Raw genomic sequence first — 12,007 nt, forward strand, 5'->3', positions numbered from 1 at the left:
CAAGCGTAGCATTTTCGGGAGCGCGCACGCAGCCAAGTGCGCGTCTCGAGGGACTGCCCATGTCGACAGCTGCGATCACGCGCGGTCATCAGGGTCCCTGGTGGACGCATCTCTACGTCCAGGTGCTGACCGCCATCGCGATCGGGGTGCTCGTCGGGCATTTCTATCCGCATACCGGCGAGGCGATGAAGCCGCTCGGCGACGCCTTCATCAAGGCCATCAAGATGATCATCGCGCCGATCATCTTTCTCACCGTCGTGCACGGCGTCGCGTCGATGGACGACATGAAGAAGGTCGGCCGCGTCGGCGTGAAGGCACTGCTCTATTTCGAGGTGGTGACGACGCTTGCGCTCATCGTCGGGCTCATCGTGATCAATCTCTGGAAACCCGGAGTCGGCATGAGTGTCGATGTCGGCGGGCTCGACACCAGCTCAATCACCGCGTTCACGGCCAAGGCGAAGGAGCAGAGTACCATCGGCTTCCTGATGGACATCATCCCGGCGACAGTGGTCGGTGCCTTCGCAACCGGCGAAATCTTGCAGGTGCTGTTCTTCGCCCTGCTCTTTGCCTTTGGTCTGCAGATGCTCGGCGAACGCGGCAAGCCGGTCCTGCACTTCGTCGACGATATCGCCCAGGTCTTCTTCAAGATCGTCGGCATCATCATGAAGGCGGCACCGATCGGTGCTTTCGGCGCGATGGCCTTCACGATCGGAAAATTCGGCATCGGCACGCTGCTGTCGCTGGGCAGCTTCATGGCCGCCTTCTACACGACCTGCCTCATCTTCATTTTCCTCGTGCTCGGCACGATCGCCCGGCTGCATGGCTTCAGCATCGTGAAGTTCATCGCCTATATCAAGGAAGAGCTGCTGATCGTGCTCGGCACCTCCTCCTCCGAGAGCGTCCTGCCACGGATGATCGCCAAGATGAGCTATCTCGGCTGCAAGGAGAATGTCGTCGGCCTGGTCATCCCCACCGGCTATTCCTTCAACCTCGACGGCACCTGCATCTATCTGACGATGGCCGCGATCTTTCTCGCCCAGGCAACCAATACCGAGCTGAGCCTGTCGCAGGAGATCGGCATCATCGCCGTGCTGCTGCTGACCTCGAAAGGCGCGGCCGGCGTCACGGGCTCCGGCTTCATCGTACTCGCCGCAACACTGGCCTCGGTCGGCACTATTCCCGTGGCGTCGATCGCCCTGATCCTCGGCGTCGACCGCTTCATGTCGGAGGCGCGCGCCCTCACCAATCTGATCGGCAATGGCGTCGCGACGATCGTCGTGGCGAAATGGGAAAATTCGCTCGACGAGCGTCGCATGCAGCGCATCCTCGCCAAGGAAGCCGATTACGACGCCGCCGAGCCCGAGCGCGTCGTGGCGGTCTGAGCGCTGCCAGATCATCTGACGGGATATCGTATCCAGCCCGATGATCTCACCTTTGTGTTTGCATCGGCTTTCCCGAAAACCGCGATCCACTTTTCGGGCCGATGCTTAGGGCGCGAGCTTGCGCAGCATCAGCGGTGCGCCCACCGCAGGGTCCTTGCGCCATTGGCCGTTCTCGAAGACGAGATCGACGCTGTGCCCCTTGCGTGCAACCAGCGAAAGGCGCCCGGCCGCATAGCGCCAACCGACGGGATCGAAGATCGTCAAGCCAGTATCGTCGCAGCGCCCGTCGAAACGGGCGGGAGCGCCACCCGGAGAATTTGCGGGGCCGGCCGCAAGCATGAGGCGACATCCCTCGCGGTTCTGCTGGCGCATCGTGACATAGCGGCCGGGCACGGCGTCGGTGGCAGGCGCGCCCGCAGGGTCGACAACGGTCGGCCGGGCCGCAGCGGTCGCGGCGCGCTCTGCCGCGCTCGGAGGCACTGGACGCGCGCTGCGTGGATGATCCTTCGGATCCAGCAGATAGTCCTGCCCGTCCGTGCCCTTGCCATTCAGGCCGGCGCCGGACTTGCTGAGCGTGATCACGGCCTTGCCGGCCTCGTCATTCAGGCGCAGCCCGCCCCCCTCAGCCACACTCCAGGACACAATCTGCCCGATAATGGGCAATGCGCGGCGGCAGGTGGCAGGGAAGCGCAATTGCCGCCCCTGTCCCGACTGTTCCGCTCCAAGGGTAATGGTGCATTGGCGCGGCGCGCCGACCTGTTCGAGGTTCCAGGCACCGATCATGGGGCGAACGGTGTCAGGCGCGGTCTCCGCTCCCTTCGGAAGCGGCGGCTTCTGCGCCTGTACGGGCCCCGCGAAAAGGACGCCCGCCACAAGCGGCAGGCATCCGCGCCTCATCTGAACCAAAACGTGGTGTCTCAGGCTTTCTTCCATGGTGTCTCGGCAACCGGCGTCAGAGGACCCCTGCCATCGAACCATGAAACCAGGTTGTCGACCAGAAGCTGGCCCATCTGTTCACGCGTATGCACCGATGCCGATCCGACATGCGGCAACAGCACCACATGATCCATCGCGATCAGTTCGGCCGGCACGCGCGGCTCGTCCTCGAAGACGTCCAGGCCGGCCGAAAGGATGACCTTGTTCTTGAGCGCCTCGATCAACGCCTGTTCGTCGACCACCGAACCGCGGCCGACATTGATGACGATGCCATTGGGGCCGAGCGCCTTCAGGACGTCGGCATTGATCATGTGATGAGTCGCAGCGCCGCCAGGCGCAACCGAGATCAGGGTGTCGACATCGGCCGCCATCTCGATCAGCGAAGGATAGTAGCGATAGGACACATCCGCCTGGCGGGTGCGGCCATGATAGCTGACCGGCAGGCCGAAGGCCTCGATACGCTGCGCCACGGCCTTGCCGATTCGGCCGAGCCCAACGATGCCGACCTTGCGGGTCCGCAGCGAGGTCGTCAGCGGATAGGCCTTCTCCAGCCACTTGCCGGCGCGCAGGTACCGGTCGACCTGCGGCAGCTGGCGCACCGTCGCGAGCAGCAGGCCGAGTGCCAAGTCCGCAACCTCATCGGTCAGCACGTCCGGAGTATTGGTGACGATCAGCCCGCGCTTGCCGGCTTCCTTGGCATCGACGGTGTCGTAACCGACGCCGAAATTGGCAACGATCTCCAGTTTCGGCAGGGCGTCGAACAGCGTGCCATCGATCCTGACATGCGCGCCGCCCCCGGCGACGCCACGAACCTTGCCGCCGATCTCCTTCAGCATGGCGGTCCGGTCCTCTGCCTTCCAGAGTTCATGCACCGTGAAACGGGCCTTCAACTGGTCGGCAGCATAGGCCATCAGCGGGCCGGTCATGATGATGTCGGTCATATCGTGAACTTTCGTCGGGCGTGAGTGTCAGAGCGGCTGGCTTGATTTCAATTCTTTAAAACGATTAGATCGCGAAACCTCAAGGCCTCCGCCACGCGGCATCGGCAGAGCAGTACTACACGGGCTGCAGAGCGAGAAAAGCGCGTCGTTGTCATATGTAGTATGACTTATTCAGGCGATTTTCGGGGTGCTCTGCTGTCCGGCCCATGCCAGGAAGGTGAGCGTGGTGTTCAGGCTGTCCGTTACCAGCGCACTCATCCGGGCCGCGGCGAGATCGCCGTCCCGCTGGATGATCGCATCCAGCACCCGCTCGTGATCGAACAGCGACGTGACATAGAACCCCTGATCGTCTCCCGACTTCAGCAGCAGCGACCATTGGATCGTCGCCGAGACGACGCTTGCCAGACATTGCAGCGTCGAATTCTGCGCGGCAGCGAGGATCGCCTCGTGGAAAGCCAGGTCGGCACGAATGGTTGCCTCGGCATAGGGCGGGTTGTCGATCATGCCGTGATAACCCGCCTGGATTCGTACGAGATCGGCGGGCGTACGCCGCAGGGCCGCAAGGCGCGCTGCGCTCGGCTCGACAAAACTGCGCAACTCGAACAGGTCGCGGATGAATTTCTCGTTCGGGTCGGCCTCGAAATGCCAGGACAGCACGTCGGGATCGAGCAGGTTCCAGCCGTCGCGCGGCGCTACCCGCGTGCCGCTCTTCGGGCGCGCCTCGACCAGCCCCTTCGCCGTCAGGTACTTCACAGCTTCGCGATAGGCCGTGCGCGAGACCGAGATTTCGGATTTCAGATCGGCTTCGTTCGGCAACAGCTCGCCGGCTTTGAACGTCCCTGAAATGATCGCGACCGCGAGCTTCTGAGCCACCTGCCCGAACAGGCGGTCGGGATTCAGGGTCGTCGGCCGCGAAAAGTCGCGCACCCGCATCTGCTGGCGTCCTCACCCGTTTTCAATCGCGCCCAAGCCGCCGGAAGGCGGTTTCATTGGAGCGATTCCGGCGCTTGACACGCCTGTCCGTATCGTATGACTTTATCGTAGATGAAACCCGGCGCAACAGGCACTGCCTGGTCTGCGGCGCTTTTCGTCGGTCGGTCACGAGAAGCCGACAGCAGCGGCGGTGCGGAGTGCCCGGACACGGGACGATACCGGACCCCAGAGGAAACTTAAGTCCGGGAGAGGGTTCAGATGGCCTCAGTCCAGATCGCTGATGTGCGCAAGGCTTACGGCTCGACGCAGGTCATCCATGGCGTCGATATCGACATCAACGATGGCGAGTTCGTTATTCTCGTCGGCCCCTCCGGCTGCGGAAAATCGACCCTTCTGCGCATGATCGCCGGGCTGGAGAATATTTCCGGAGGCGAGATCCGCATCGGCCCGCGCGTCGTCAACGACGTGCCGCCGAAAGAGCGCGACATCGCCATGGTGTTCCAGAATTACGCGCTCTATCCGCACATGACAGTGGCCGACAACATGGCCTTCTCGATGAAGCTGCGGAATGCCCCCAAGGCCGAGATCGACGAGCGCGTCAACAAGGCTGCCGGCATTCTCGGCCTCAACAAGCTGCTCGACCGCTATCCGCGCCAGCTTTCGGGCGGTCAGCGCCAGCGTGTCGCCATGGGCCGCGCGATCGTGCGCGATCCGCAGGTCTTCCTCTTCGACGAGCCGCTTTCGAATCTCGACGCCAAGCTGCGCGTGCAGATGCGCACCGAGATCAAGGAACTGCATCAGCGTCTCAAGACCACGACGGTCTATGTCACGCACGACCAGATCGAGGCCATGACCATGGCCGACAAGATCGTCGTGATGCATGACGGCATCGTCGAGCAGATGGGCGCTCCGCTCGACCTCTACGACCGGCCGAACAACCTTTTCGTCGCGGGCTTCATCGGCTCGCCGTCGATGAACTTCCTCAAGGGCAAGATCACCGCGGCCGGGTTCGAGACCGAGGGCGGCGTGATCTGGCCCATCGGGCAGCATCCGGCTGACTCGAACGGCAAGGCCGCGGTTTTCGGCATCCGTCCGGAGCACCTCCAACTCAACCCCAACGGCCTCAAGGCCGAGGTCGTGGTCATCGAACCGACCGGCTCCGAGACGCAGGTCGTCGTGCGCTGCGGCGGGCAGGAACTGACCTGCGTCTTCCGCGAACGCATCACGGCCAAGCCCGGCGAGACCATTGGCATCACGCCGGACACCAGCGTCACGCATCTGTTCGACGCCGCCACCGGCAAGCGTATCTGAGCTTCTGACTGCTGCGGAGGCCCGCGCCTGATTGCGCCTTGGCCCGCATGACATGACGTTACGACAGGCCAGCACGGACACCGGCTGGCCTGGCGCAGCCAAAAGAGCCGGCGATGACTTCCAGGGACGGGTCGCAGGCCACATAAAAAAGGTCCCTTCTTTCCGGGAAGGAACAACCAATGACGATTTCAAGACGCGATATGCTGCTGGGCAGCGCCGGCGTGGCTGCGGGCGCCGGCCTGATGGGGCACTTGGGGACCGCCCCCGCCTTCGCCCAGGCGGCCGCTCCAAAATTCACCCCCGAACCAGGCGCTCAACTGCGCGTGCTGCGCTGGGCCCCCTTCGTCAAGGGTGAGGAAGACGCCTGGCTCGCCAATACCAAGAAGTTCACGGATGCGACCGGCGTTCAGATCCGGGTCGACAAGGAAGGCTGGGAAGATATTCGTCCGAAGGCCGCCGTCGCCGCCAATGTCGGCGCAGGCCCCGACATCGTGCTCGTCTGGTTCGACGATGCCTTCCAGTATCCCGACAAGCTGCTCGACGTCACCGAGCTCGGCAATTATCTCGGCGGCAAATATGGCGGCTGGTATCCCGGCCTTGAAGGTTACGCCAAGAAGGACGGCAAGTTCATCGGCCTGCCGCTGGCTGCCATCGCAAACGCCGTGCTTTATCGCGACAGCTGGGTCAAGGAAGCCGGCCACTCGACCTTCCCGACCAAGACCGACGCCTTCCTCGATCTCTGCAAGGCGCTGAAGGCCAAGGGGCACCCCGCCGGCTTCACCCTCGGAAAGGGTGTCGGCGACGGCAACAACTTCTGCCACTGGCTGCTCTGGAGCCATGGTGGCCGAACCGTCGATGATGCCGGCAAGGTCGCGATCAACAGCCCCGAGACGATCGCGGCCATCAAATACGCCGCCGAGCTCTACAAGACCTTCATCCCGGGCACGGAAAGCTGGCTCGACATCAACAACAACCGCGCCTTCCTGGCCGGTGAGGTTTCGGTCACCGCCAACGGCGTCTCGCTCTATTACTCCGCGAAGAACGACCCCAAGCTCGCCGACATGGCCAAGGACATGAGGTCGGCGAACATGCCGATCGGCCCGGTGGGCCAGTCGGTCGAATTGCACCAGACCACCACCTGCGTGATCTTCAAGCACACCAAGTTCCCGCAGGCGGCACAGGCCTATCTCCAGTTCATGTACGAGCAGGAACAGATGCCGACCTGGATCACCCAGGCCAGCGCCTATTGCTGCCAGCCGCTGAAGGCCTACGCCAATAATCCGGTCTGGACCTCGGATCCGGTTCACACCCCGTATCAGAAGGCCTCTGAGACACTGCGCCCGAACGGCTATTCCGGCCCGCTCGGCTACGCTTCGGCTGCGGTGATGGCCGACTACGTTCTTGTCGACATGTTCGCGGAAGGCGCCACCGGCCAGCGGACGCCTGAGGAAGCGGCCAAGCGCGCAGAGGCACGGATCAACCGCTACTATCGCGTCTGATCGCTGCAACGAAACGGCGCGGCCACGGCCGCGCCCGCCGGCGGCGAAGAGCCGCCGGCCCTGCATCCGGGAGAGATCACCATGGCTGACACCGCAATCGCGCGGCCGGCGGAGCGTGCGAGACCTTCTATGCTGGCGCGGCTGGGCCAGAGCCGCAACGGACTCGGCATCCTGTTCATGGTGCCCGCGGCGATCTTCCTGATCGTCTTCCTCGCCTGGCCGCTGGCCCTCGGCGTCTGGCTCGGCTTCACCGATACCCGCATCGGCCGGGCGGGCGTCTTCATCGGGCTCGAGAATTACGAGTCGCTGCTGACCGACTCGGTGTTCCGGCTCGCGGTCTTCAACACCATCCTCTACACGGTCGTCGCCTCGGCCCTGAAATTCGCGCTCGGGCTCTGGCTGGCGCTGCTCCTGAACGAGCACCTACCCTTCAAGGCCTTCATCCGCGCCATTGTACTGCTGCCCTGGGTGGTGCCGACCGTACTCTCGGCGATCGCCTTCTGGTGGATCTTCGACACCCAGTTCTCGGTGATCTCCTGGGCTCTGAAGGAGCTCGGCCTGATCTCGACCAATATCAACTTCCTCGGCGACACCACGAATGCGCGCGCCTCGGTGATCGCAGCCAATGTCTGGCGCGGCATTCCCTTCGTCGCGATCTCGCTGCTGGCCGGCCTGCAGACCATTTCGCCCTCGCTCTACGAGGCCGCGATGCTCGACGGTGCAACCAACTGGCAGCGCTTCCGCTTCATCACCTTGCCTCTGCTCTCGCCGATCATCGCGGTCGTGATGACCTTCTCTGTGCTGTTCACCTTCACCGATTTCCAGCTCATCTACGTGCTGACCCGCGGCGGCCCGCTCAACGCCACTCACCTGATGGCGACCCTCTCCTTCCAGCGCGCCATCCCCGGCGGCCAGCTTGGCGAAGGCGCAGCGATCGCAGTCGCGATGATCCCCTTCCTGCTCGGAGCGATCCTGTTCAGCTATTTCGGCCTGCAGCGGCGGAAATGGCAGCAGGGCGGCGCGGACTGAGGACGCCAGCCATGACCGACATCAGTCAACCGACCGCCCCGCGCGTTCAKCTCACCGACGAAAGCGTCGGCACCAGCTACATGGCCAACCTGCCGCGTCGGCTGGTGACCACTTGGTTGCCGCTCATCGTCTTCATCTTCGTGCTGCTGTTTCCATTCTACTGGATGGGCGTGACGGCGCTGAAGCCCAATCACGAGCTGACGGATTTCAAGAGCCACAACCCGCTCTGGCCGGGCGAGCCTACGCTGCGCCACATCAAATATCTGCTGTTCGAAACTACATATCCGCACTGGCTGCTCAACACGATCTTGGTCTCGATCGGATCGACGATCCTGTCGCTCACCGCCGCCGTGTTCGCCGCCTATGCGATCGAGCGTCTGCGCTTCAGCGGCTCGCGGGTCACCGGGCTGGCGATCTTCCTCGCCTATCTCGTACCTCCCTCGATCCTGTTCATCCCGCTCGCCGTGCTGATCTTCGGCTTCGGCATCTACGACACCAAGCTCGCGCTGATCTTCACCTATCCGACCTTCCTGGTGCCGTTCTGCACCTGGCTGCTGATGGGCTATTTCCGCTCGATCCCCTACGAGCTGGAGGAATGCGCGCTCGTCGACGGCGCCAGCCGCTGGCAGATCCTGGTCAAGATCATCCTGCCACTGGCGGTGCCGGGGCTGATCTCGGCCGGCATCTTCGCCTTTACCCTCTCCTGGAACGAGTTCATCTACGCGCTCACCTTCATCCAGTCCTCGGAGAACAAGACCGTCGCTGTCGGCGTTCTCACCGAGCTGGTGCGCGGGGACGTCTATGAATGGGGGGCGCTGATGGCCGGCGCGCTGCTCGGCTCGCTCCCGGTCGTCATTCTCTACTCCTTCTTCGTCGAGCATTACGTCTCGTCGATGACCGGAGCCGTGAAGGAATAATCCAGCGGGGCCCGCCGGGCCCCGTTTGCGTTTGAGGGACTGCGTTCGTGAACGAGATCAAATCCATCGCCTTCGTCGGGCTCGGCGCCATGGGGGCGCCGATGGCCGAGAACCTCGTGAAGCGTCAGTTCCGGGTCACTGGCTTCGATATGCGCAAGAGCGCCCGCGAGGCGCTAGTTTCAGCCGGAGGCCACGCTGCCGAGAGCGCCGCGGCGGCCGCAAGAGATGCCGATGCGCTCGTCCTGATGGTCGTCAATGCCGCGCAGGCGCGCTCGGTCCTGTTCGAGGCCGGCGCCCTGGCGGCACTCGCGCCCGGCGCGAGCGTGCTGCTGATGGCGACCTGCCCTCCCGGCGAGGTCGAGGCGATCGCGACGGAGGTCACGAAAACCGGCCGTCACTTCGTCGATGCCCCGGTCTCCGGCGGCATCAGCGGCGCGCGCGGCGCGACGCTGACCATCATGGTCGGTGCGCCGCAGGAGAGTTTCGCACTGGCAAAGCCCGTGCTCGATGCGATGGGCGACAAGGTCTTCCATGTCGGCCAGAAGCCCGGGCAGGGTGCGACCGTGAAGACGGTCAACCAACTGCTCTGCGGCGTCCATATCGCGGTGGCGGCCGAAGCGCTCTCGCTCGCCGAGAAGGCGGGGATCGACGGCAAGATTCTCTTCGAGATCATGGGTGGCTCGGCTGCCTCGTCCTGGATGCTGCGGGATCGCGGTCCGCGCATGCTGCTGGAAGATGCCCCCGTCGCCAGTGCGGTCGACATTTTCGTCAAGGATCTCGGGATCGTGCTCGATGCCGGCCGCGCCGCCAGGACAGCACTGCCGCTCGCCGCCGCTGCACATCAGATGTTCCTGGCGAGCTCGGGCCTCGGCCATGGCGCGCGCGACGATTCGCAGGTCGTGCGCGCCTATCGCGCGCTCAACGCCAAACCCGCGAATGATCCATGAGCGGGATCTAGCGTTTGGGCGGTGTCGTCGTGCCCCGCACGACGAGCTCCGGCGTCAGCACGATCCGCTGCGTCGGCGCAGTCGGATTCTCGATGCGCCGGATCAGCAGTTCCGCCGATTTGCGGCCCATCTCGTCCTGGAAGTTCTTCAGCGTGGTCAGCGCCGGATACCACTGCGCCGCTTCCTGGACGTCGTCGCAGCCCACGAGCGAAAACTCGACCCCGGCCTCCAGCCCACGATGACGCAGGCCGAGCATCGCGCCGAAGGCGATGAGGTCATTGAAGCAGACGGCCGCGGTTGGCGGATTCTGCGCATCGAGCACCTTCTGAATGCCCTTGAGGCCGTTCTCGCGGGTGCCGATCGACGCATAGACCAACGCAGGATCAAGCGGAATCCCGTGCCGGGCGAGCGTCTCGCAATAGCCCCGATACCGGTTGCGGCCCGTCGAGATCAGGTTGTTTTCGCCGAGGAAGGCGATGCGCCGGTGGCCAAGACCGATCAGATGCTCCAGCGCCAGCACGGTGCCGTGATGATCATCCGACCCCACGAAATCGAGGTCGAGACCCGGAATCTCCCGGGAGAGCTGGACCAGCGGGACACCGGCCTCAATCAGATGGCCGAAGGTTTCAGCCGTGCTGCCGCCTGCGGCACAGATCACCATGCCGTCGGGTCGATACTCCTTCAGGGTGTTCAGGACCCGGTCCTGCCGCTCCAGGTTCTCCGCATAGGTACCGAGCAGGATCGAGCGGCCATGCGCCGTCGCCGTTTCCTCGATCGCGGCCAGGAGTTCGGCGAAATAGGGATTCGTGATGTCGTGGAAGCCGACGCCAAGGATATTGGTGCGGTCGGTCCTCAGCGACGCGGCGCTGCGGTTGTAGCTGTAGCCCATGTCGCGCGCGATCTGCTGAACCCGCAGCCGTGTCGCGTCCGCGACGAGAGGCGAGCCGCGCAGGGCCAGCGACACCGTCGCCGTCGACACCGAGAGATGGTCGGCGATGATCTGCAATGTCACCCGCCCACGGCCCGGCGCAGCCAGTCCCGCCTTCCCGGCTGGCCCGGCCTCGGGGGTGTGGCCGTTGCTGGTCATGACACGCCCTCTTCAGACGGAAGCGAAAGAGTCCCGCGAGTTTCAACCGGCCTGCGAAAGGCCGTCTGATCGAGTCCTTCTCATATAAGTCGGAGAAATTGAAGATGAGCACCGCGAAAGAGTCGATCGGCTTCATCGGCGTCGGCCTGATGGGGCAAGGCATGGCCCGCAATCTCCTCGACAAGGGCTTCCAGCTGACGGTGATGGGCCACCGCAACCGCAAGCCGGTCGAGGAACTGGTGGCGGCTGGTGCAACCGAAGCCAGGACACCGAAGGAACTGGCCTCGCAGGCGACGATCATCTTCCTGTGCGTGACCGGCTCGCCCCAGGTCGAGGCCGTGCTGAACGGCCCGGACGGCATCGTCGCCGGCGCCGGGCCCGGCACGATCGTGGTCGATTGCTCGACCTCAGATCCCGGTTCGACCATCCGCCTTGCCGCCGAACTCGAGGCGAACGGCCTGCATCTCTGCGACGCACCGCTCGGCGGCACGCCGGCACAGGCCGCTCAGGGCCAGCTCTCGACCATGATCGGCGCCAGCGATGCGGTCTTCGCGCGCATCAAGCCGGCCTGCGAGGCCTGGGCGCAGAAGGTCGTCCATCTCGGCCCCGTCGGCGACGGTCACAAGATGAAGCTGCTCAACAACTTCCTGTCGATGGGCTATGGCGCGATCTATTCCGAGGCGCTCGCTCTGGCCCAGAAGATCGGCATCACGCCGCAGACCTTCAACAGCGTGCTCTCCGGCAGCCGGATGGATTGCGGCTTCTATCAGACCTTCATGAAATACGTACTGGAGCGCGACCGTGACGCGCACAAGTTCACGCTGGTCAACGCGCTGAAGGATGTGCGCTATCTCGAAGGCGTCGCCAATGCGGCAGGCGTCCCGAACCCGATCGGCAACGCCGTCAAGAACGCCTATGCCTCCGCCGTTGCCAATGGCCGGGGCGATGATTACGTGCCGATGCTCTCCGACTGGATCGCCCAGCAGAGCGGCCTTTCGCTGGCCCCGAAGGACTGAGCCCTGCCA

Annotated in this window: 11 protein-coding genes; 7 read left to right on the forward strand and 4 right to left on the reverse strand. The window is 64.1% G+C overall.

The genetic code is table 11. The annotated features are described in order from the left end of the window. Window positions 1–59: 59 nt before the first annotated feature. Window positions 60–1,382: a dicarboxylate/amino acid:cation symporter gene (locus tag AC1DIO_RS10870; RefSeq protein WP_441492455.1), complete on the forward strand. Its 1,323-nt coding sequence runs from the start codon at window positions 60–62 to the stop codon at window positions 1,380–1,382. A 105-nt stretch (window positions 1,383–1,487) separates the two neighbouring features. Here AC1DIO_RS10870 and AC1DIO_RS10875 read toward each other — a convergent pair whose 3' ends face one another. From AC1DIO_RS10875 to AC1DIO_RS10885, 3 genes are all read right to left on the reverse strand, one after another. Then, window positions 1,488–2,165: an AprI/Inh family metalloprotease inhibitor gene (locus AC1DIO_RS10875; RefSeq protein WP_441492454.1), complete on the reverse strand. Its 678-nt coding sequence runs from the start codon at window positions 2,163–2,165 to the stop codon at window positions 1,488–1,490. A gap of 134 nt (window positions 2,166–2,299) precedes the next feature. After that, a complete protein-coding gene (locus tag AC1DIO_RS10880; protein ID WP_441505781.1) occupies window positions 2,300–3,259 on the reverse strand; it encodes a 2-hydroxyacid dehydrogenase in 960 nt (319 codons plus the stop codon). 171 nt (window positions 3,260–3,430) lie between these two features. Beyond that, window positions 3,431–4,192 carry a FadR/GntR family transcriptional regulator gene (locus AC1DIO_RS10885; RefSeq protein WP_441505782.1) on the reverse strand — a complete coding sequence of 254 codons (762 nt, stop codon included), beginning with the start codon at window positions 4,190–4,192 and terminating at the stop codon, window positions 3,431–3,433. A gap of 258 nt (window positions 4,193–4,450) precedes the next feature. On the opposite strand from AC1DIO_RS10885, the gene AC1DIO_RS10890 reads away from it, so the two are divergent. From AC1DIO_RS10890 to AC1DIO_RS10910, 5 genes are all read left to right on the forward strand, one after another. Further along, entirely contained in the window at window positions 4,451–5,503 is a 1,053-nt protein-coding gene (locus AC1DIO_RS10890; protein ID WP_069878780.1) for an ABC transporter ATP-binding protein, read from the forward strand. A 179-nt stretch (window positions 5,504–5,682) separates the two neighbouring features. After that, window positions 5,683–7,002, forward strand: coding sequence for an ABC transporter substrate-binding protein (locus tag AC1DIO_RS10895; RefSeq protein ID WP_441492451.1), 1,320 nt, complete (start codon window positions 5,683–5,685; stop codon window positions 7,000–7,002). Between the two features lie 129 nt (window positions 7,003–7,131). Further along, window positions 7,132–8,031: a carbohydrate ABC transporter permease gene (locus AC1DIO_RS10900; protein ID WP_441492533.1), complete on the forward strand. Its 900-nt coding sequence runs from the start codon at window positions 7,132–7,134 to the stop codon at window positions 8,029–8,031. An 11-nt stretch (window positions 8,032–8,042) separates the two neighbouring features. Continuing rightward, on the forward strand, window positions 8,043–8,948 hold the full coding sequence (locus AC1DIO_RS10905; RefSeq protein ID WP_476853395.1) for a carbohydrate ABC transporter permease: 906 nt from the start codon (window positions 8,043–8,045) through the stop codon (window positions 8,946–8,948). A 47-nt stretch (window positions 8,949–8,995) separates the two neighbouring features. Next, window positions 8,996–9,895 carry an NAD(P)-dependent oxidoreductase gene (locus AC1DIO_RS10910; RefSeq protein WP_441505784.1) on the forward strand — a complete coding sequence of 300 codons (900 nt, stop codon included), beginning with the start codon at window positions 8,996–8,998 and terminating at the stop codon, window positions 9,893–9,895. A 7-nt stretch (window positions 9,896–9,902) separates the two neighbouring features. Here the strand turns inward: AC1DIO_RS10910 and AC1DIO_RS10915 are convergent, their stop codons facing one another. Beyond that, window positions 9,903–10,982, reverse strand: a complete 1,080-nt coding sequence (locus AC1DIO_RS10915; protein WP_441505785.1) for a LacI family DNA-binding transcriptional regulator — start codon at window positions 10,980–10,982, stop codon at window positions 9,903–9,905. A gap of 98 nt (window positions 10,983–11,080) precedes the next feature. Here AC1DIO_RS10915 and AC1DIO_RS10920 point away from each other — a divergent pair, with 98 nt between their 5' ends. Continuing rightward, on the forward strand, window positions 11,081–11,998 hold the full coding sequence (locus AC1DIO_RS10920) for an NAD(P)-dependent oxidoreductase (RefSeq protein WP_441505786.1): 918 nt from the start codon (window positions 11,081–11,083) through the stop codon (window positions 11,996–11,998). Window positions 11,999–12,007: the final 9 nt, after the last annotated feature.

The sequence above is a fragment of the Allobosea sp. 05T439 genome (assembly GCF_056396005.1).